Source organism: Aggregatimonas sangjinii (assembly GCF_005943945.1).
Classification (GTDB): domain Bacteria; phylum Bacteroidota; class Bacteroidia; order Flavobacteriales; family Flavobacteriaceae; genus Pelagihabitans; species Pelagihabitans sangjinii.
Genome location: NZ_CP040710.1, coordinates 4,037,310 through 4,059,207, shown reverse-complemented (window position 1 = coordinate 4,059,207; position 21,898 = coordinate 4,037,310). Strand labels below are relative to the sequence as shown.

The 21,898-nt window shown below is 42.9% G+C and carries 18 protein-coding genes; 6 read left to right on the top strand and 12 right to left on the bottom strand.

Annotated elements, in window-relative coordinates; genetic code table 11:
- Positions 1–4: 4 nt before the first annotated feature.
- The 4 genes from FGM00_RS16965 to cobA all read right to left on the bottom strand — a co-directional run bounded on the left by FGM00_RS16965 (position 5) and on the right by cobA (position 4,444).
- On the bottom strand, positions 5–844 hold the full coding sequence (locus FGM00_RS16965) for an ABC transporter ATP-binding protein (protein WP_138854058.1): 840 nt from the start codon (positions 842–844) through the stop codon (positions 5–7).
- Positions 845–891: 47 nt separating this feature from the next.
- Positions 892–1,992: an ABC transporter permease gene (locus FGM00_RS16960; protein WP_138854057.1), complete on the bottom strand. Its 1,101-nt coding sequence runs from the start codon at positions 1,990–1,992 to the stop codon at positions 892–894.
- A 36-nt stretch (positions 1,993–2,028) separates the two neighbouring features.
- Positions 2,029–3,414, bottom strand: a complete 1,386-nt coding sequence (locus tag FGM00_RS16955; protein ID WP_138854056.1) for a CmpA/NrtA family ABC transporter substrate-binding protein — start codon at positions 3,412–3,414, stop codon at positions 2,029–2,031.
- 256 nt (positions 3,415–3,670) lie between these two features.
- Entirely contained in the window at positions 3,671–4,444 is a 774-nt protein-coding gene (cobA, locus tag FGM00_RS16950) for a uroporphyrinogen-III C-methyltransferase (RefSeq protein WP_138854055.1), read from the bottom strand.
- 124 nt (positions 4,445–4,568) lie between these two features.
- Between cobA and nirB the strand changes: the two genes are divergently transcribed.
- The 6 genes from nirB to FGM00_RS16920 all read left to right on the top strand — a co-directional run bounded on the left by nirB (position 4,569) and on the right by FGM00_RS16920 (position 11,064).
- On the top strand, positions 4,569–7,082 hold the full coding sequence (nirB, locus tag FGM00_RS16945; protein WP_138854054.1) for a nitrite reductase large subunit NirB: 2,514 nt from the start codon (positions 4,569–4,571) through the stop codon (positions 7,080–7,082).
- Between the two features lie 106 nt (positions 7,083–7,188).
- The gene (gene nirD / locus FGM00_RS16940; protein ID WP_138854053.1) at positions 7,189–7,566 is read left to right on the top strand and encodes a nitrite reductase small subunit NirD; all 378 of its coding nucleotides are present in this window, start codon (positions 7,189–7,191) and stop codon (positions 7,564–7,566) included.
- A gap of 21 nt (positions 7,567–7,587) precedes the next feature.
- Positions 7,588–8,178, top strand: a complete 591-nt coding sequence (locus FGM00_RS16935; RefSeq protein WP_138854052.1) for a DUF4202 domain-containing protein — start codon at positions 7,588–7,590, stop codon at positions 8,176–8,178.
- A gap of 31 nt (positions 8,179–8,209) precedes the next feature.
- Positions 8,210–10,066 carry an ATP-binding protein gene (locus FGM00_RS16930; RefSeq protein WP_138854051.1) on the top strand — a complete coding sequence of 619 codons (1,857 nt, stop codon included), beginning with the start codon at positions 8,210–8,212 and terminating at the stop codon, positions 10,064–10,066.
- Positions 10,067–10,109: 43 nt separating this feature from the next.
- Positions 10,110–10,703, top strand: a complete 594-nt coding sequence (locus FGM00_RS16925; RefSeq protein ID WP_138854050.1) for a precorrin-2 dehydrogenase/sirohydrochlorin ferrochelatase family protein — start codon at positions 10,110–10,112, stop codon at positions 10,701–10,703.
- Positions 10,693–11,064 (top strand): DUF7009 family protein, encoded by a 372-nt coding sequence (locus FGM00_RS16920; protein WP_138854049.1) that lies wholly within the window; start codon positions 10,693–10,695, stop codon positions 11,062–11,064. The genes FGM00_RS16925 and FGM00_RS16920 overlap by 11 nt, the downstream gene beginning before the upstream one ends.
- A 661-nt stretch (positions 11,065–11,725) precedes the next feature.
- On the opposite strand, the gene FGM00_RS16915 is transcribed toward FGM00_RS16920, so the two are convergent.
- The 8 genes from FGM00_RS16915 to FGM00_RS16880 form a co-directional block, all read right to left on the bottom strand.
- Complete coding sequence (locus FGM00_RS16915) at positions 11,726–12,526, bottom strand: SDR family oxidoreductase (protein WP_138854048.1); 801 nt, start codon at positions 12,524–12,526, stop codon at positions 11,726–11,728.
- Positions 12,527–12,536: 10 nt separating this feature from the next.
- Positions 12,537–13,853 carry a Kelch repeat-containing protein gene (locus FGM00_RS16910; protein WP_138854047.1) on the bottom strand — a complete coding sequence of 439 codons (1,317 nt, stop codon included), beginning with the start codon at positions 13,851–13,853 and terminating at the stop codon, positions 12,537–12,539.
- 68 nt (positions 13,854–13,921) lie between these two features.
- On the bottom strand, positions 13,922–15,208 hold the full coding sequence (locus tag FGM00_RS16905; RefSeq protein WP_138854046.1) for an Ig-like domain-containing protein: 1,287 nt from the start codon (positions 15,206–15,208) through the stop codon (positions 13,922–13,924).
- A 150-nt stretch (positions 15,209–15,358) separates the two neighbouring features.
- Positions 15,359–16,420: an RICIN domain-containing protein gene (locus tag FGM00_RS16900; protein WP_138854045.1), complete on the bottom strand. Its 1,062-nt coding sequence runs from the start codon at positions 16,418–16,420 to the stop codon at positions 15,359–15,361.
- A gap of 84 nt (positions 16,421–16,504) precedes the next feature.
- On the bottom strand, positions 16,505–17,122 hold the full coding sequence (locus FGM00_RS16895) for a collagen-like triple helix repeat-containing protein (RefSeq protein WP_138854044.1): 618 nt from the start codon (positions 17,120–17,122) through the stop codon (positions 16,505–16,507).
- 29 nt (positions 17,123–17,151) lie between these two features.
- Positions 17,152–17,739 carry a collagen-like triple helix repeat-containing protein gene (locus tag FGM00_RS16890; RefSeq protein ID WP_138854043.1) on the bottom strand — a complete coding sequence of 196 codons (588 nt, stop codon included), beginning with the start codon at positions 17,737–17,739 and terminating at the stop codon, positions 17,152–17,154.
- A 29-nt stretch (positions 17,740–17,768) separates the two neighbouring features.
- Positions 17,769–18,998: a leucine-rich repeat domain-containing protein gene (locus FGM00_RS16885; protein WP_138854042.1), complete on the bottom strand. Its 1,230-nt coding sequence runs from the start codon at positions 18,996–18,998 to the stop codon at positions 17,769–17,771.
- Positions 18,999–19,363: 365 nt separating this feature from the next.
- Positions 19,364–21,412 carry a helix-turn-helix domain-containing protein gene (locus FGM00_RS16880; protein ID WP_138854041.1) on the bottom strand — a complete coding sequence of 683 codons (2,049 nt, stop codon included), beginning with the start codon at positions 21,410–21,412 and terminating at the stop codon, positions 19,364–19,366.
- Positions 21,413–21,898 lie beyond the last annotated feature (486 nt).

Below are 21,898 nucleotides of genomic sequence, written 5' to 3'. Positions count from 1 at the left end.
TTTTTTAGGCGACAAAACTTTTCGGGGCAATATCCGGAAGCAAGTATTCTTCATCGGAAACCGATTTGCGTGCTTCACCGATATCCATTAAATATTCGATAATGGCATTCCGTGTCTTTTTGAAACTCGGATTGTCGTTCAATGCCGTTTTATCGCGTGGTCGCTCAATATCGATTTTAAACTCCGGACCCAAGGTAGCATTGGGACCTGGCTTTAAGGGGATGATCCTGTCGGCCATATAGATTCCTTCATCCACATCGTTCGTAATCAACAGTGCGGTGCGCTTGTCCTGGCTCCATATGTTCAATATCTCATCCTGCAGGTTGCCGCGGGTCAAAGCATCCAAGGCACCTAGAGGTTCATCCATAATGATCATCTCCGGGTTCATGGCCAATGCCCTGGCCACGGCAACGCGCTGGCGCATACCGCCGGACAGTTCTTTTGGTCGTTTATTGATGGCCGGGGACAAACTTACCATGGCCACATAGTCGTTCACCCGTTTTTTCAAAAAGGCTTTGTTCTCTTTTGGAAAAGCCTCTTTGACGGCCATATAAACATTCTGACCTACGGTTAGCCAAGGCAATAAGGAATAATTTTGAAAAATAACACCGCGTTCATGGCTCGTACCGGTTACAGGTTCCCCTTTAAATAGAACCGTACCACTTGTGGGTTGTAGGAGTCCGTTGATCAAGTTCACCAAGGTGGTTTTTCCGCTTCCCGTAAACCCGACTATGGCAACAAATTCCCCTTCTTCGATGGAAAGGTTGATATTGGATAGTATCTGTGTTCTGTTCGCTCCTTCTCCGTAGGATTTTTGGATATTGTTCAGTTCTAAATAGGCCATATTTTCAAGTTATTGGTTCCGCCCTCGAAATGAGAGGTTCATTCTTTTTACACACCTTCGTTTTTATTGAAAGACACCATGTTCTGTACCGTTAACATCAAGCGATCCAAAAGAAAGCCGATGATGCCGATAACGAACATCGCTACGATAATCTTGGAATTGGAGTCGTTGGCCCCGTTTTGAAATTCTTCCCAAACGAAGAGTCCGAGACCTTGGCTTTGCGCCAAAAGTTCAATGGCGATCAAGACCATCCATGCCACGGAAAGGGTAATCCGCAACCCGGTAAAAATCAAGGGCAAGGAGGACGGGAGTATTACCTTGAATACCTTTTGAAAAGTACCCAGTTTTAAAACCTTCGCCACATTGATGTAATCCTTATCCACCGAAGACACCCCCATTGCCGTATTGACGAGCGTCGCCCACATGGCACACAAACCGACACTAATAAAGGAAATCACGAAGGCGTTATCGGTACTGTCGCCAATGTATAGGGTTTTGACGATCATAAAAACGAGCAGGTACCACACTACGGGGGAAACCGGTTTAAAAACTTGGATAAACCAATTGAACGCACTCCGCAATGACGGGCTCAAACCTATAATGACACCGATGGGTACCGCAATTAGAAGCGCCAATAAAAAGCCGGCAAAAACCGTTTTTATACTGGTCAAAACAATTTCTACAAAGGAAGCCCTGCCCGTATACACGATGGCATCTTTGCCTTCTGCTATTAATTTTGCGTTGGTTGCGGCCATCTTTTCCGCAAAGGCCGCTTTCTTCACATTGATCAATTTATGATCGGCGATCAACGACTGCAGCGAAGCCCATACTTGGGTAGGTGACGGCAAGGTGTTCGGTTGGCAACCACTATTTCCGGATTCGATACAAGTCCGCTCCGCCGCCGCCGCTTCGGGCCCCTGTTCGGTCATGGCCTTCTCGATTTTGTAGGTTGCCTCTATATTATAAAGTGCCTTGGCGCCCAAGTGCCATAAACCTAAAAACAGCGCGATCGATAGGATGGTGATTCCCGTTTTCTTGAACGAGGAGAACAGGTCTCCTTTTTGAAATCGAGGAGCTGCCTTGGCTATAAAATTCCTTAAGAAGGCAAGGCCTTGTTTTTCCTTTTTTAGTGTGATGTCTTGTTCCATAATAGTATGCTTTTGCTTCGATGTAGGGTGCTAAATTCAATCCTTGTTTCCGATAGAGAAACTATTGATATAGCCAATGGGGTCTTTGGCATCATAGGAAGTGCCATCGATAAAATCGGTGGTCGCCGTTTTGTAACCGTCGGTTTCCGGAATGTCGGTCGCAGGAATTTGGCCTTCGGCGACCAAGAGATCGGCTGCCTTTTTCCAGATATCCGGACGGTAAATGTCTTTAATGGTTTCTCCATACCATTCCGCTGTTTTTGTCTCGGGAATTTGTCCCCATCTGCGCATCTGTGTCAAGAACCAGATACCATCGGAGTAGAAGGGGTAGGTCGCGTGGTATTTGTAGAAGACGTTAAAATCGGGCATATCGCGTTTGTCTCCCTTTTCAAATTCAAAGGTCCCGGTCATCGAATTCGCCAACACCTCTTCCGGGGCACCTACGTATTGCGACATGGATAGGATTTTAACGGCTTCGGCCCGGTTCGAAGGCTCATCTAACCATTTTCCGGCCCGAATCAATGCTTTCGTTACCGCGATGGCCGTATTCGGATAGTCATCAACGAACTTCTTTGTCATCACGAATACTTTTTCCGGATTGTTTTTCCAGATATCATAGTTGGTCACCACCGGCACTCCTATGCCCTTGAACACCGCCTGTTGATTCCATGGTTCACCGACACAATACCCATAGATAGTTCCTGATTCCAAGGTTGCGGGCATCTGTGGTGGTGGCGTGACGGATAGTAATACCTCTGCATCGATTTGTCCTTGTACGTTATCGGCAGTGTACATTCCAGGATGAATACCGGCAGCGGCCAGCCAATAGCGTATTTCGTAATTGTGGGTAGATACGGGAAAAACCATTCCCATTTTAAAAGGCTTCCCACTATTCTTATAATCCGTAATTACGGGTTTTAAGGCATCCGCCTTGATCGGATGGATAGGCTTTCCTTCCTCGTCCATCAGCACATTCGGCTTCATTTTTGACCAGACGTCGTTCGATACGGTAATGCCGTTTCCATTTAAATCCATGGAAAAAGGCGTCACCAACTGCGCTTGACGACCAAATCCGGCCCCGGCTGCGATAGGTTGCCCTGCGAGCATATGCGAGCCATCCAATTGTCCGTCAATGACCCGATCGAGTACATTTTTCCAGTTCGATTGTGCTTCTACCGAAACAAAAAGACCTTCATCCTCGAAAAATCCTTTTTCCTTGGCAATGGCTAAAGGTGCCATATCCGTCAATTTGATGAATCCGAAAGTGAGTTGCGGTTTTTCAATATCCAATTGTTTTGTTTTCGAAGCGACTCCTTCTTCGGCGGCTTCAATTGTTGCCTTTTTAGCATCTTTTCCACCACATGCCGCCAAGAGTGCGACCGCGGTCAAAAACAGGGATGCTTTTGTCAAAACTGATTTCATATACTATAGGTTTACGTGGTTATACATGTTCTTAATGTGTCAAAAATACGTATTAATACGTATTAGTACGTATTAAGATATTTGAAAAATGAGTTTTATACGTATTTTTACGAGGATGCACTAAAGAGGAGTCGAAATATCGAGGATTGAAAAAAATAGGAGTTTTAAATTGAGGATTTCTAATTTTTCTTGAACATGAAATCCATTACTTCCGAAATAGGCTGAAGGATATAAAACAAGGTATAGACTGTACCGTCTATAAGTTGGAATGGAGCACGCGCCGTACCTCTTCCTCGAAAAAGGAGGGGTGTTCCGCGACCACGTCCCCTATCACTATGATGCCCGGTAGCGAAATATCCAAGGTTTCAATCAACCCATGCATACCATTTAGCGTCGAAATAGTACAGCGCTCATTTTTCAAGGTTCCGTTTTGAATTAGGGCGATCGGGGTGGTGTCATGTCGGTATTTATTGACCTCATTGACAATTTCAATTAATTTTCGAACTCCCATTAAGATGACCATGGTGGCCGAGGACCGCGAGGCATATTTTAAATCCTCTGAAAAGGAGCCATCCCTTTTGGTAGCCGTCATTACCCAAAAGCTACTGCTTACATTGCGTCGTGTCATGGGTATGCCCTGGCTAGAGGGAACGGCGAGGGCGCTTGAGATTCCGGGTACTACCGAAACGGGAATACCAAAAGATTCCACAAATTCGATTTCTTCATGGGCCCTACCGAATACAAAGGGATCGCCTCCTTTTAAGCGTACCACATGACCATGTGCAAAAGCATTTTCTACGAGCAACAGATTGATATCATCCTGTGTGAAGGAATGCTGACTGCAGCGCTTTCCTACGTATATTTTTGGAATGGCAGTATCAATTTGTGCCATGAGTTCTTTACTGACCAAGGCATCGTAAAGAATAACGTCTGCCGCCTGCAGCAAGCGCAAACCCCTAACGGTAATAAGGTCTTCACTGCCTGGACCGGCACCCACTAGACTTACTTTCGGCGTGATACTGCTATTCATCCTATCAAAATTTTGAGGGCTATATTATTGATTCCACAACAAGAATACGTATTTATTTTCATATAAACAGTATAAAAATACGTATAAATACGTAATATTGTATTTCCTTTATAAATTGAAGCACATGAAAACTATTATTGTTGTTGGCAATGGAATGGTGGGGTACAAGTTCTGTGAGAAATTTGTTTCGCGTGAAGAAAGCGAACAATTTAGATTGATCGTGTTTGGCGAAGAGCCTCGTCCGGCATATGACCGGGTACACCTTAGCGAATTCTTCGAAAGTCAGGATGCCAAGGCATTGGAGCTAGCACCCTTGAACTGGTATTCCGAAAACGGTATTGAGCTATTGGTCAATGAACGTGTTACCGATATTCATCGGAAGACCAAAACCATAACGACAAGTAGGGATCAGGAAATCGGCTATGATTATCTTGTCCTAGCGACAGGGTCGGTTCCCTTTGTCCCTCCTATCAATGGAGTGGAAAAGGAAGGGGTTTTCGTGTACCGCACCATTGAGGACCTAGAGGCGATGCTAGCCTATGCGGAAAAAGTAAAAAGTGTTAAACCAAATGGTAAAGCCGCTATTTTGGGAGGAGGTCTTTTGGGGTTGGAAGCCGGTAAAGCGGTCATGGATATGGGCCTAGAGCCCCATGTTGTAGAGTACGCCCCAAAATTAATGCCGCGACAGCTAGATTCCAGAAGCAGTAATGTGCTGCAACTGACCTTGGAAGCCATGGGCATCAACATTCATTTGGGGAAGGCCACGAACCGCATTCTGGGTAACGGTGCCATTACGGGAATGGATTTTGGTGAGGATGATACCCTGAACGTTGACATGCTGGTGATTTCCGCAGGAATTCGCCCAAGGGACGAGTTGGCAAAAACATGCGATTTAGAGGTTGGCATACGTGGTGGCATCGTGGTAAATGATAAAATGCAGACATCCGACCCCGATATTTATGCCATCGGCGAGGTAGCCCTGTATAATCAAATGATCTATGGTTTGGTCGCTCCAGGATACGAGATGGCCGAGGTGGCCGTGAACCGTATTCTTGAGAAAGAAGTGGTCATGCAGCACGATATCGATATGTCGACTAAATTAAAACTGATCGGGGTAGATGTGGCGAGTTTTGGTATACCCTACATGCCCGCCGAGAAGGGGCTGTCGATCATCTACGAGAACAAAACAAAAGGGGTCTACAAACGAATCAATGTAAGCCATGATGGCAAGACCCTTTTGGGAGGTATTATGGTCGGTGATGCGGAGGACTACAGCATACTTCACCAAATGTACCTGAACAATATGCCCTTGCCGGACAATGCCGAAGAGTTGATCGTGGGCGCGCGCGGTGAGGGAGGCTCTCCTTTCGGCAGCGCGATGGATCTGCCCGATACCGCCGTCATTTGCTCTTGCGAAGCCGTGACCAAAGGAGCGGTATGCTGTTCCGTTTTGGACGAGGGCAACGAAACCGTAAAAGCGGTTGCAAAAGCTACCAAAGCGACTACTGGCTGTGGAGGCTGTAAACCTATGGTTTCCGATTTGGTGAAGGAAAGTTTAAAGACCTTGGGTAAAACCGTCAAGGAACGTATTTGCGAACACTTCGATTTTTCACGTCAAGAGCTTTTTGATATCGTAAAATTAAGGGGGATTGCAGATTTCGACGAACTGATCGACACGGTGGGGAAAGGACACGGCTGTGAAGTGTGCAAACCTGCGGTGGCCGCTATTTTCGCCAGTATTTACAACGAAACCGCCAACAAGCAGAATGCGATCCAGGATACGAACGATCGCTATTTGGCGAACATTCAGCGCAACGGTACCTACTCGGTCGTGCCTCGAGTTGCGGGTGGCGAAATCACTCCCAAGCAACTTATGGCCATGGGAAGGATAGCTCAAAAATATGACCTTTACACCAAAATAACAGGCGGGCAACGTATCGATATGTTCGGGGCGAAGCTGCACGAGCTGCCCTTGATCTGGGAAGAATTGATCAAAGAAGGCTTTGAAACCGGCCAGGCCTATGGCAAATCATTGCGTACCGTGAAAAGCTGCGTGGGTTCGACCTGGTGTAGGTACGGTATGGATGAAAGCGTGAGCTTTGCCGTCGAGATAGAACACCGCTATAAGGGTATTCGCTCCCCTCATAAATTCAAGGGAGGCGTCTCGGGTTGTATTCGGGAATGTGCCGAGGCGCGTGGCAAGGACTTTGGCTTCATCGCTGTAGAAGGCGGATGGAACGTGTATGTGGGCGGTAACGGTGGGGCGAATCCGAAGCATGCCGTATTACTTGCCGAAAAAGTAGACAAGGCAACTGCGATAAAATACGTAGACCGTTTTATCATGTTCTATATCAAAACGGCTTTACCGCTGCAACGTACCGCCCCATGGCTCGAGAAACTGGAAGGAGGCATTACCTACCTGCAGAACGTGGTCATCAATGATTCCTTAGGAATTTGTGATGAACTGGACGCCGAGATGCAGGCATTGGTCGACTCGTACAAATGTGAGTGGAAAGAAGCCGTAGAAACCCCTGAAATAAGGGAACGCTATACTCATTTTGTCAATTCGGACGAGACCGACGAGACCATCGAGTTCGTTTCGTTGAGAGAGCAGAAAATGCCTAAGGAGTGGGCGTGAGAAAAATAAGAAAAATGAATTACGAAGTCCGAAATAGCTAATACATGTTAAATCGAGCATGCCCGTCCGAATGGTGGGTGTGGTCGAGACCTCAAACTAAAAGACAATGACAGCCAATCTAAACACCTACGAAACCGTACGACCAGAGGAAGTAAAAATTTGGTTCAAGACGGCCGCGGTCTCCAAATTCCCCAAAAATGGAGGGGCATGTATCAAGTACAAAGACAAGCAGATCGCCGTATTCAACTTTACGCGGGAAGGCTCCTGGTACGCCTGTCAAAACTTATGTCCGCATAAAATGGAAATGGTATTGTCCCGTGGGATGATCGGCGATGAGAATATGGAAGCAAAAGTGGCCTGTCCCCTGCATAAAAGTAACTTTTCGCTAAGAACGGGAAAACATTTAAACGGCGATTTGGAAGCGATTGCCACCTATCCCGTAAAAGTAGAAGGCGATTTTGTGTATGTAGGGTTTTCTGAATAGCTTTGACCAAACATCAAGCCAATGGCAACTCTAACCAAATTGCAAAAAGCATTTCAACTGTTTGATGCGGCCAATGGGGAAGATCCGAATACGGAAATTTTTCAGGGAAAGTCATATCCGAAGGAACTGTTATACGCCCAAAGGATGACCCAAAAGTTGAACGTTTTTGCACCCGATGCTTCGGAGGCCCTGCAATTGACCGCACGTTGCCAACATATTTGCCGTTGGGAAATCGCCAGGGACGCCTATGAGATGAATCGGGAAGGCTATTTGAGGTGGCGACAGGAATTGAAGAAATTTCATGCGCGAAAAGCGCAAGAGCTCTTGGAGGATGTTGGCTACTCGGCAGAAGTTATCGATACCGTGACCTTTCTATTGCAAAAGAAACAGTTAAAGAGAAACGAGGAAACCCAAACGCTGGAAGATGTCATCTGTTTGGTGTTTCTAGAGCATTATTTTGAGCCGTTCGCGGCAAAACATCCCGATGGGAAAACCATTGACATTCTTCAGAAAACATGGCGCAAAATGTCGGATAAGGGGCATGAAGCCGCTTTGAAACTACCCCTTTCCGAAAGTGCTCTTCATCTGGTATCGAAAGCGATCGGTACTTGACAATTACCTTAATTAAAAGCAAACAGCCCAAATGCCGGACAGCAAACATGAGAAACCATTGGACACTACGACTTTCCTGCGAATTCGTAAGTGGTATCTGTTGGCGCTAGCGGGTATAGCGCTAACGATCATCGTTGCTCAACTTTTGATACAAACACACTTAAACTCACAGCTGAACGATTCCCGTGTAATCAATGTAGCGGGCCGCCAGCGCGCCTTCAGTCAAAAGTTGGTAAAAGAGGTTTTGCTGCTTGAAGAAGCGACTAAGTCTGAAGAATACCGGCAAATCAGGTCCGAAATCGAACGAACGGTTTCAATTTGGAAAACTTCTCACGAAGGGCTTCAAAAAGGAAATTCGGATATGAATCTTCCAAAGGAAGAAGATCCTGAAATTCTCTCCCTTTTTCAAAATATCGATCGGCACCATAGGGCGATGGTCAATGCTACAGAAGCAATTTTAGCCAAGGAACCGGCAACCGTCGACTTTAACAAGGAGAAGAGAATTCTTTTGGAAAACGAACGGGATTTTTTGCGCTTGATGGACAATATCGTGAACAAATACGATGAACGTAGTAATGCGAAGCTGCAGAACCTGAAACAAAAGGAGTATTTTTTATTGGCATTTTCGTTGCTGATCTTACTGCTGGAAATGGTGTTCATTTTTAGGCCCCTATCCGTTCAAATTCGTAAAACCATTTCCAATTTGATGAAAACACAATTGGAATCGGACGACAGCGCGCTAAAAATAAAGACACTCTTAAGGGAAAAAGAAAAATCGCTGCAAGAGCTGCAGGAACTGAATTTCGTAATCGACAACGCCGCCCTTTTTGCTAGCGCGAGAAAGGATGGGAGTATCGTTTTTATCAGCAAAAAGTTTCTTCACCTTCTGGGCCTTTCAAGGGAAGAGCTTAACAAGCCCTTATCGGAACTATTGACAACCGATGAAGGCCAACAGCGGTATTTGAAGGAACTGCTCAAGAGTAACCGCAAAAACACGATCCGAAGCGAGGAGATAGCCATTACGACCAATGCCGGTCAAGAATTTTGGTTGGATATTTCCATCATTCCCATGCATCAGGCAAGCAAGCAACAAAGTATTCTGATTCTTTGTTCCGACATTACGGAACGGAAGAAAAACCTCCTTAAAGTCGAACACTTGACGCAGCAGAATTTTGAAGAGCGCATGTTGCAGAAAAAACAACAGGCGAGTCAGATCGTAGAGGGGCAGGAAGAGGAACGCAAACGCATTGCCAAAGACATTCATGATGGTATCGGGCAGATGTTGACCGCGTTGAAATTCAATATCGAATCGATCGATGTGCAGGATACCGAAAAAACAAAGGAAAAAATAGCCTATTTGAAAGGCTTGACCTCCGATCTGATCAAAGGGGTACGGACCGCCACCTTTAATTTAACCCCACCGGAACTAAGCGACCATGGTATTTTTCCTGCCCTGCATAAAATGACGGTAGAACTCTCGAAGCTTACCGGAAAAAGGATTTTGTTCGAAAACAAAGCGGTTGAAAACATCCGTTTTGATTCCTTGGCAGAGACGAATATGTATAGGGTAACCCAAGAGGCGGTCAACAATGCGATCAAATATGCCAAAGCCAACTATATTTTGGTGACCATCAATTTCAAAGAAGATATTCTTAGTATCGTAATCGATGACGACGGAAAAGGGTTCGATACGGCCATTCTTGGTAAAGTACCTAACAACAATAGTGAAGGGGGTATGGGCCTTTTCTTTATGAGGGAGCGCATCAGTTACATCAATGGCCGTCTGTTTATCCATTCAGAACCAGGAAAGGGTACCCGGGTAACGATAAACTATAGGACCGATAAGCCAACTGAGGAGCGTCTGACGACGGTCGGGAAAGCTCTTTAGGTATCAAAATAAAACCCCTTAACAACCAAAGTAGAAGGAACTAATGGAGCGAAACGAATTATATCCTGTATTTCTCAAAGTTTCCCAGTTGAACATTTTAATCGTGGGCGGTGGTAACGTAGCAGAGGAAAAATTAACATTTTTGCTGAAATCAAGTCCGAACGCGCGGGTCGAAATGGTTTCCCCAATGTTTCGGGAAGCTACGGTGGCCTTAGCAGAGAAGTTCGGTATTCCGATGCACCATGCCGTTTATGACAAGCGCTATTTGAACGGAAAGCACATGGTCGTCGCGACTACCGACAACATACCCGTAAACGAACAGGTCTATCATGATTGTAGGGCGCGGAACCTATTGGTGAACGTGGCCGACAATCCGCCTTTCTGTGATTTCTATATGGGTGGCATCGTTACGAAAGGTAATGTAAAGGTAGCCATTTCCACTAACGGCAAATCGCCTACAACGGCCAAGCGCCTGCGGCAGTTTTTTGAGGATGTCATTCCTGAGAATATTGATGAGTTGGTAAAAAACCTAAACGAATATCGAAAGACCATTAAAGGTGATTTTGAGGAAAAAGTGGAAACCTTGAATGAGTTCACTAAGGGCTTGGTTCAAAAAAAGGAGAAGAATGAAAATTAGGATAAAGGGAAATTCCATACGGCTACGGCTAACGAAATCCGAAGTAGCGGCTTTTTGCCGTACGGGTCGGTTTGAGGAAAGCACCGATTTTGGGAATGCTACATTCCACTACGTATTGCAGGCCAAAGAAGGTATTGATAAAATGGATGCACGATTGGAGTCCGATACCATTACGCTGTTTCTGGAGAAAGGTAGGAGTGCAAACTGGCATGCATCCAATGAAATAGGATTTAGTCACACTATCCAAAGAACAAATGGTACGGCCCTTAGCTTATTGGTCGAAAAGGACTTTGTATGTATGGATGAAACGGTCGAAGACCAATCCGATAATTATCCTAATCCGAACATACCTCGTACTTAGGGCTTTCGCAATGTAATCGAAAGTCTTATGGTCTTCAAAAGGCGCCAGTTTCCCCCAGTATTGAGACGATTCGGTTTTTCGGACTGAAGAATGTGGATACGTTGTTTCATTGCAGAAGTCTTAAAACAAAAAAAGCATAAGTTCCGACCGGCTTTTGATATTTAGGATTCTATACCTTAAATTTTTGTAGTACCATTAATTACCTGCTCAACAAAAATATAATCAGTATGCCTTTTAACTGATGAAAGAGGTTTTGTATAATTTGGAAGATTATCCAACAACATTATCTATTCTTTTCACCAAACTTTTAAGGACTTCTCTGAAATATTTGCTTCGCCAGAATGCTCATAAGGAAAGTAAAAGTAACGCGTAACCTCGTTATCAAAAATCAAAACATGCACATATAGACCTCTATAATCACCCAGCTCTCCTTGGATGGTAATAGATTTTACATCTACCACCTCATTTTTAGGTGGGTGTCAATTGATGCGACCAAAACGCTTCAATCTAGACGGATGAACATCAGCCAACAAGGTTAGTGGTCTAAAGGGCATAATTTTACCTGAATTCGTATCGCTGTAATTTGGTATTTTCCGCGTTATGAAATTCCATCAAAATAAAGGATAGTACAAAAACCAGCACTAGGGCCACTGGTTTCATTTTATATCGTGTTCAGTTTATAGGTCTTACGCACCACTTGTTTGAGCATTCCGGGAAAAAGATTCAATATCGGAATCAAACCTGAAAACTTACCGATACGGTTGTGCAGTTTCATCTGTTTTGCTTCGACAAGCTTGCCGATCAATTGGGCGACCTCGACCGAGTTGTTGTCCTCTGCCGAAATACGTGCTTCGACCTGCTCGTTTAAGATCTCTCGTAAGAACTCATAGTCGGCAATTTTGTTTTCAGAGAAAACAGCATGCTCGAAAATATTGGTGTAATATTCGCCTGGTTTCACCAAGGCGACCTGAATGTCAAAAGGTGCAATTTCATGGGATAGGGTTTTGGTGTAACCCTCTAGCGCATGTTTTGAGGCACAATAATGTCCGAAAGTCGGGGTTTCGACCAGACCGGCCAAGGAGGTCACATTGATGATTTTTCCCTTCCTCTTTTTTCGCATGTGGGGCAGCACTTCATGGGTGACCCGTATTGCACCAAAGACGTTAACGTTATAAATATGCCGTATTTCATCTTCCGATGCTTCTTCCAATGCCCCGTATAAAAGCGTACCGGCGTTATTGATCAATACATCGATTTGACCCTTTTCTGCTATGATACGAGAAACCACATTTTGAATCGAAACAATATCTTGCACATCCATTTCGAGCAATTCAAAATCGGTTTGATGCCACTTTGGGTTTCTACTTGTACCATAGACCTGATGGCCTTGTTGGCGCAACAAGTTTGCGGTCAAAAGGCCGAAACCTGATGAGGCGCCTGTAATTAGGATTGTTTTTTGCATAACTCAAGATTTAATCGAATACCCATACATCGTTCATTCCAAGGCCATCAAAATCGCTTTTGGCACCGGCAATCATGTAGATTTTGTCATTATAAACCGTGTACGTGGGCCAAATTCGGGGTCCAAAAGTTGAATTATGAGTGAGATTTGAATGCCATATATCATCAAAACGACTAGTAAGCGTCCAAAGTTCGTCGGACAATTGAAGAAACTGACCCGTACGGCCTCCAAAAATATACAGGGTATCATCAAAAGCTACGATTCCGGTATCAAATCTTGGACTCAACCATGGTTCTCGACCATTCTCAATCCAGGCTTCTCCATCTTCTGAATACCAAACGTCACTTTTATATGAGTCAACATCTATATAACCACATACGATCCATAGCTTTTCATCCATAATGGAAACGCTATAATTTGTCCTTTCCGGAAACGGGACTTTTAAATTGACTTTTGTCCATGTAGCACCATCCGTACTGGTCCATACTTCACTTCCATAAAAAATCCACATTTTGTCGTTAAATATAATCGCCTTATGTCCTGCCATTGGGGGAAAATCAGCATTGGCGGTAACTTGTGTCCAGTTCCAACCGTCGGTACTTTGCCAAACATCATTTATTAAGTCGCCATCATTACCACCAATTACCCAGAGTTTGTCTTCATAGTTCAATGCAACATGACCACTTCTGGCTGAAAAAGCGGCGTTTTCCGTAGCTTCTTCCCATGCTATCCCGTCTGTACTGTACCAAACATCATTGTATGGGATTAATGAATTGGTAACACCATTTCTTGTAGCACCACCAACGACCCACATGCGGTCATCATAAACCGTAGTGGTATGCTTAAATCGAATTGGAAAGGAAGCCTCGGCACTTATGGGTTCATCAGGTATATTGATATTTCTCGTTATAAAACTGAAGGTGCTTGTCGATTCTGTTTCACCCCCTTTACCGTCTTTGGCAATGACTTTCCAGAAGTAGGTTTTATTAATTTTAAAGCGTCCTGAAAATTCATACTCTGGGGAAGTGACCCTACCGAAAAGTAACGATACGTCCGTTGGTTCCGTGCCAATATAAACATCGTACGATACCGAGTCACCATCTGGATCTGAGGCCGCTTCCCATGAAAAAGTGACCTCATTGATATTAAAAACCACCCCATCATTGGGCACTTCGATAAGGTCGAAAGCCGCTGGAGCAGTATTGGATGTTGGTGTCATGTCTTCTCCATCGTCCGATATAATCGGAGATTCGTTCTCTGTGCAGCCGATACCCGCTATTAAAACAAGATACCATGCCGTTAAGCATACTTTTGGGTTTTTCAACATAATAGTTCTTCTTTGGATTTTTAGCTATAATCGTAGCTTTACTTTTTATCGGCAATGGGTCTTCGACATCAACGTACAAAAAGAGACCATGACCCGCCTCTAAATTCCCTAGAGGGAATCGTTACGGGAGTGCCGTTTTTCCAATAAGCGAAATAGGCATCCCCATTTCGTTCAGGACCATAACCAGTTATATAAATATCGTCGCCGAAAATAAAAATATCGCTTGCAGATGATTCTCTTGGACCGTCATGTAGTAGTATTCGTTCTTCATTTTTCCAATAGACGGCCTGGGCTTGACCAGCTAAAAACTGCACTCCTACCACATAGACATCTCCGTTATCGGCTACACTGATTGCTTCGGCAAAAGCCGGATTAGTATCACTGAATAAATCGACAGGTGTTCCATTTTTCCAATATTTTGCAACTGTTTCCGTATTGCTTAACCGTGCGTATCCCGCCACGAATACATCACCGTCCTTAACATGCACAGAACCAAAATCAAAAGTGGCAACATCACCTGTAAATGGCTGTATAATACCATTTTTCCAAAGTGTAGCCAGATTTTCGTCACTGCCTACGCGCTGATTTCCTATGATATAAACATCCCCATTACCTACGTACATACCATAAATATCTATGCTCCCATTTGTAAATAAAATTGATGAAGGTGGCGTTGTTTCCATCAGGCTTTCTACCCCATTCGCCCAATAGACGGGAATTTTATCATTATTATCGGTAATAATCTCAGCGCACATATATTCATTGCCCTCATCATCCTTAAAAAAGGATTTTAATTCATTGATTTTCCCACTACTGGGCGGCAGATTCTGCACCTCCCCGTTCTTCCATAAGTACCCGCTACCATCGGAAAACCAATCTTCGCCCGTGACATAAACATCTTCTTTGTAGACAAAAATCGAATTCAATATTTTGTCGATTTCATTGCCCATACTCGTTTTCTCTCCATTTTTCCAAAATACCGGTATTTCATCTTCTACTTCCCGTTGAATAATAAACACATCCGGGTTACTATTAATGATGCAGATTGCCTGCGCTTGGTCAACCGTGGCCGTTATGGCAACGGTGCCTCCAGCCATTATGGTTACAAGGCCTTGGTCATTTACGGTAGCAATATTTTCATTACTACTGCGCCAAATAATCGCATTATCATAGGTGTCGGTAGTAACCTGTAGTGATACTTCATCGCCAACATTCATCGTTAGTTCTGTTTCGTTTAACTGGATATCGGTGACTATTGGAGTATCGTCATTGTTTTTACAGGAGTTTGTTATTACGACCAAGAGTAGCGTTAAAACTGAGATGTAGGTTTTCTTATTCGGTTTTGAAAATATCATAACATATATGTTTGATTAGCGTCTTGTTTCGTAACTATTTTAATAGCGAGCGTTTCAACTAAGTTGGCAGGTATGGACCACCATGTTTATTATCGTTTCCCGGCCGTAACTTCTTAGTCTTAACAGTTGGGAAGTTTTAGTTCCAAAATGTCATTGTATCACAACTTTTTCGCAACTTTTTCTCCACTTGTTGTTTTTGGTTTCCGAAGCATTGTAAGTACTTAATATCAAGCCTTCGTTTCGGTTCTCGGATGCATGTAAGTACATATTGCCGTAATGGATATTTTCTATTCGAAACACTCCTTCACCGTATTCCGAAAACCTCCATTTTTGATTGTTGGCATTTTCAACATAAGTGCTACGGTCTCCTAGGTCCTCCCACAACTGAACCTTACCTTTTTGAGAAGCGGAAGCATCCAGGACAAGACCACTATGCCGATTTTTAATTTTGAATACCCCATCGCCATAATCTATTATGTTCCATTTTTGATTTTCGGCGCCCCGTACATAATCATTTTTGTTGCCCAAATTTTCCCAAAGTTGGGCTCTATTAGGGGTTCCGGCAGAACCATCCAAAACTTGATTGAAACGCAGATTGGTAAGTTTACATGCGTATTCTACATCTCTTTTTTTGCCTACTTTTATTTTCCAACTATCTTCAAAGGATATCCAATTTATTCTACTATCGCAATTACAGTCATCATCATCGCTAATATCAATTCCGCCTGTGTCGGCTATAAGATTGACTGTAATACCATTTCTAGAAAATTCGTGAGTATCACCGTCGTTACAGAAACCGAATTCCGGCCCTGCTTTTTTTGACCAACCTGATATTTGCAATGGACTCCCAAATTTATATGTGCCACTGGGTGTTTGAATTTCTTCAATGATCTCTCCTTGTGAAGCCTTAAAAAACTGTTGGGTCCATTCTGCATACACCTTCGTCCTCTTAGATTTATCTCCTTGATATCGAACTTCCCTCATATCCAACGAAACTGTAACCATAATTATATCATCGGCGGTTTTATTAAATTCTAACAAAACAGAATTGTTTACCCCTGAACCGCTGCCAAATTCGCGATCGCTTTCAATCAAATGACCATCTTTAGTCGTGGGACAAAATGGGCCTAAATTGGGCATGTCTATTAAAGTTTGCGCCTTACTTGTGAATGTGGCGCATATTGTAAGTAGAATGTAAAGAATATTCTTCATGACGTAATTTTTAAAAGTATTGTTTAGTAAATAGGTTTGCTGTTTATAGAGAATATGAACGGAGAGGATTCATTAGCTGCGCGCTTAATCTTCCAAACCAAAATAGTTCGCTACTTGTTGGTAATCGTTGACATCAACTCCCGCATTTTTCAATTCTTGAAGAATGGATGCTTTTGAGGATTTTCCAGAAGTGGACAGGACCTCAATAACTGCCAATTTAAATTCTTGTAATTCGCCTAGAGTTATATCGTATTGGTCTCCAGTTTGTAAATCAATGAAATCCAACTCTGCCGCCTGAGTACTTATAGAAAATGCTATATTAAAATTTAAACCGACAGAAGTATCATTTCCTAATACAGGCAATCCAGCCCAAAACTTAGTTGAATTAGGGAAATAACTCACATAAGCCAAAACAATATCTCTATCCAGTACCTCTTGTGTGAGCCCTTCTATTGGAATGGACACAAATGAGACCTGATCTAATGTTGATAAGTCAACTAAAAACGTTTGCACATTTGCATTCCCATCTTCACCATCTTGACCATCGGCCCCATCCTGCCCGGGTTCTCCCTGAGACCCTTGTTCTCCTTGTGGGCCTTGTGGCCCAATCGGGCCTATTTCGCTGTCTTGAGTGCAGGCGCCAATCGCCAAAACACTTAGCAGCATAATGAAATACTTTGTTCTCAAAATTGAATTTTTCATAATCTGTTTTGTTGAAATTTTTGTTTATTTTAATCTTTCAAGTTAAAATAGTCGGCCACTTGTTGGTAGTTGTTGATGTCAACACCTTCCTCTTTTAAATCATTTAGTACCGCCTCTCTTAAATATTTTCCTGTTGTAGTATTTGATGCGATGACGACATATCTGAACGGTCCTAAAAAAGAGAAATTAGCATCGGAATTATCAACGGTATAGGCCTGAAAGGTTATTTTGCCTTCTGAGAGGCTGTACGTATTTACGATATTGAAGGCAACGTCAGGTAGGGGATATATTCCAAATCCTCCTGTATCGACATAGGCCATTACCAGTGCTGAAGACAGAACTTCAGCTGTCAACCTTTCTTCTTCAACTTCAAATTGACTAAAACTAGATTGCTGGCTCGAACTGTGACCATTGGGAATCCAGTCAGAGACAATGAGATTTGCATTCCCATCTTCACCATCTTGACCATCGGTCCCATCCTGCCCAGGTTCTCCCTGCGCCCCTTGTTCGCCTTGTGGGCCAATCGGGCCAACGTCACCTTGCTGCGTGCAACCCGTAATTGTCAATAGACTGAACAGAACTATTACATACTTAAATTTTAAAATTGAATGTTTCATGTTTTTATTTTAGAATTAATAAATGAGTTTTATTGGCATACATCATCCGCATCAAGTCTTACCTCGGTATCGGCATCGGCCAAATCGCAGACGGCTTGGGGAATATGAGTCACTGGGTTATTTTCAAGGGAAAGTATTTCCAGTTGAGTTAAGTTGGCCAGTTCTGCTGGAATTTCAGTAAGACTGTTACCGGACAGGTTAAGTGCTTCAAGATTTGTTAGATTCCCGATGCCCGCAGGCAATCTGACAAATTGGTTGTTGTTGAAAATGGAAAGGACGTTGAGCTGAGTTAGCAGATTTAATGAAGCTGGTAACCCTTCTATTTTTGATTCAGTAACACTAAATGCGAGAAGTTTTTCCAGCTGTCCAATTTCGGACGGTATTACTTTCAAGTCTTCACAGACGCATATCAGAACCTGAATGTTCTTAAGCATTCCTATTTCGGGTGGAAGTATATTTATACCCGTACCATTTAAGAACCGAACATCAACTACATCTCCTTTTGAATCTAAAAGAACTCCTTCCCAGTCATCCATACTGGTATTTGACAAATCCCATCCAAGAGAGTTTCCAGGGTTCATTTCATATACGAGTCGTAACACTTCATAATCACTCAATTCTATGATTGGGCACCCATTATTATCAGCCGTTCCAGCTTCATCAGGGCACTCGTCATCCTTATCTAGAACTCCATCACCATCTGAGTCAGGGTACGGACATCCATCATTATCAGGTGGCCCCGCTTCATTAGGGCATTCATCATCCTTGTCCGCAATACCGTCACCATCGGCATCAGGGCAACCATTCAATGAGGTGAGACCTGCTACTTCAGGACATTCATCTTCACTGTCAGCAATACCATCACTATCACTATCGACGGCATCGCCACAAGAACCGGGTATATCCGGGTTTACATTCGGATCCTTATCATCACAATCGCCCATTTGCCCATAGCCACAGGCATTATCTGGCACGAAGCCGTCTCCATCTTGATCGTCTAAGCGAACATCACCATGTTTTTTGTGCCATCGCCATGCCCATTTGGGAATTTTGATAATACGGCAATGCCCATATCTACCAGTATGGCAGATTTTAATTTTATTCTTGTTGCGCCATTTAAGTGCGGTAGTTGTTACTTCCTCGGCCTCTTCATTGACCAATTCATCTTTTTCACAGTTTGTAAAAAGTAACCCGACGAATAAAATGCAGAGTAGGGTTTTTGGCGATACATTTTTAAAATGTCTTTTCCTTGACTTCATAAAAGTGGTTTTTAAGTTGATGTATTCATCGGGGGAGCGATTGGTGCTTTGGTCGTCTTTCAAAAAACGGCCAGAAGACATATAGGATTTACCTTCTATTGCACACTTTCAAAGATGGCAAGAATGCACTAACACCAATAAACACTTATGTTGCGAAAGCCTGTAAGCTTTTTTACAAGTCTTGTACTTATGTTGTAGATTCTGGTAATTATGTTGCGGCAGAAGGGAAAAGGGATACTTGTACACTATTATAAATCGAAGTGCTTATTGAAAATATATGCCTTGAATATTTAGCAGTGGGCAGTGGCAGTAAGCAGATTTGCTTAAGGATAAAGCAACTGTGTATTTGAGTTTGAAAATAGAGCTTATTGAAAGTGGGCAGGCAGCTCCACAGGGTACGCACGCTCCCGAAACCCGACCTGTTTTACGAGGGCATCGAATTCGGGCATGCCATGCAAAGAGTATAATTGAGGATCGCTGACGAGCCGTAGCACCTCTGACTCCCTATTCTCTACAGATATTTTTAACCATTTTAGCGCTTCTTGCTTCTTGCCTAATGCGGAATAGATAATAGCAATTCCGAATGCAGGAGCTCCACCATTGGTTTTTGATTTTAGTTCTTTTAATTCACCTTGTAGTTCCAACGCCTTTTGAGTGTTACCCTTTCTGGCGTAAGCCGCGCCCATCAAACTAATCGTTCGAGGCAATCGAACACCGTAAATTTTCTCCTCCTTTTCGAACCAGGAAATGGCTTTATCGTATTCCCCATAGTTTAAATAAAAAAAACCAAACGTGCCCAAGTTGAACAAACTAATAGTGCTAGTATTTGCCCTACTTTCAATAAACTCCTTACCCCTTTCGTAATCGCCAGTGAAAAAAGAAATAACAGATACCGCGGAATTATGATAAAATGGGTGTTTTACCGTAAATTCGATGCTATGCTCATACGCTTCTTTGTGTCTATTCTCATGCATTAGTAAGTTAATATAAATAGCATGGTATATTGGTATACTTTTGTCAATACAGGACAAAAACAACCTTTCAGCTTTTTCAAAATCCCAATCAATATACAGGCTTATGTAAGCCTCCTGTCCTAATGATTCCAACATATTTGCGTCATATTGCCGAGTCTTTTTGATGTAAAATCTTGCTTTTTCCACTGCTTCATACGCTTCCATTTCAGAACCAAATGATGAAGCTTTCCATAGATAGATACCTGCAATACCATGATATGCCGGTGCCAAGGTAGAATCAATTTCCAGTGCCTTTTCGAAAAATCGCAATGCTTGAACCTGACCTTCAGGTGTCAGTTGCTCAAAATGGTATAGGCCCTGCATTGAATAATCATAAGCAATTGGATTATACAAGCTCCGATTTTCGATAATCGATTTTTCCTCTGAAGTTATAGTAGTATTCAAGGCCTTGGCCACATTTTGGGCAATATCACTATTGATTTTTAAAATGTCAATCAGTTTACGATCATAGTGCTCAGCCCAAATTTGCGATTCATCCGACGTGTCCAATAATTTTACTTCAACTCTAATAATACTATCTTGTCTTTGAATACTACCCTGTAAGACGGTTGATATATTAAGAGTCTCTCGAATTTCTTTTACCGATTTTAAAGGACCGATGGCAGAGGAATTAATGATATTCAAAGATTCGATGTTAGACAAGTTCCTGCTTATCGCATCAACCATACCATCCGCTAAATATTGATTCTCCTCATCTGAACTCAGATTTTTGAAAGGAAGTACGGTAATCGATATTTCCTTGGGGGCAGTTTCCGCAACTACGACTTCTTTTTTATTCTGATAGAAAATCAAGAATGCAACTAGGGCTATGGCAGCTACACTGCTTAACCACAAGAATATTTTATTTTTAGAAGATTTTGATTTAGTATTCCGAGAAATTTCTTGGCCAACCTTTAATCTTGCCTTACCGGGGGAGTACCCGAAATACTCTGTAAAGCATTTATTGAAATACGACGGACTACCGAAACCCACCGCATGGGAAACCTCGGCAGCGGTCATCTCTTTTTCGATGAGCATTTCTCGCGCGACTCTCAAACGATACTCCCGAATAAACCTACTGATAGACTTCCCTTTGATTTTTTGAAGCTTACGGTGCAGGTGCGAACGGCTCATACCCATCATCTCCGCCAATTGCTCTACACCGAATTGTTCGTTGTGCAGGTTGGCATTTACAAAGGTTTCCAGCTTAGCAATCAGCGGATTTTTATCACTTTTATTAGAATTGTTTTTTTGCAAAATAACCCTTGGTTGATCAAACGGAATTAATTCCTGATTACGCTCAAATGTACTAAAATGCAACATAAATTTAGGAGTACTCAGGACTATTTTGAGCCTCATGCCATTGCCTATCAACTTCTTATGATATTTGAACAATTTCACGCCACAGAATTATTTGAGCTAAAATCGACACCTTAAGAACCAAAATGTTTTTTAGCTATCGAATTCCCCAAAATTATTGGATTTCAAGCACGATTAATTGCCTGTGCGATGCAAAAAATTGCTACCAGGTTACTTTTTATAAAGTAAATGTAGTGCGATGGTCTTCTTAACGCCAGCCTTGATTAGTAATGTCCTAGAGTCAAAAAAAGTTCTTTTGACTAATATGCTTTCCGCTATCATCAATTTTAAAGCAGCTTGCAATGCGAAATATGCATTTCGGTTAAATGGATGGCAGCGCGGAACTCAAATTCTTCACGATGGGGTGTTGGAATGAAACATATTCCCCAAGATTTTTAACGGTATCTTTTCCCACAATTTTAGGCAACGAATCGGTTCTTTTACCTTCGCTCAAAGGAATTTATTGTTCGGTGAATCGTTTCACTAAACTATCGTGATATTAATTCACTGCAACCGCCTCTAAACTAT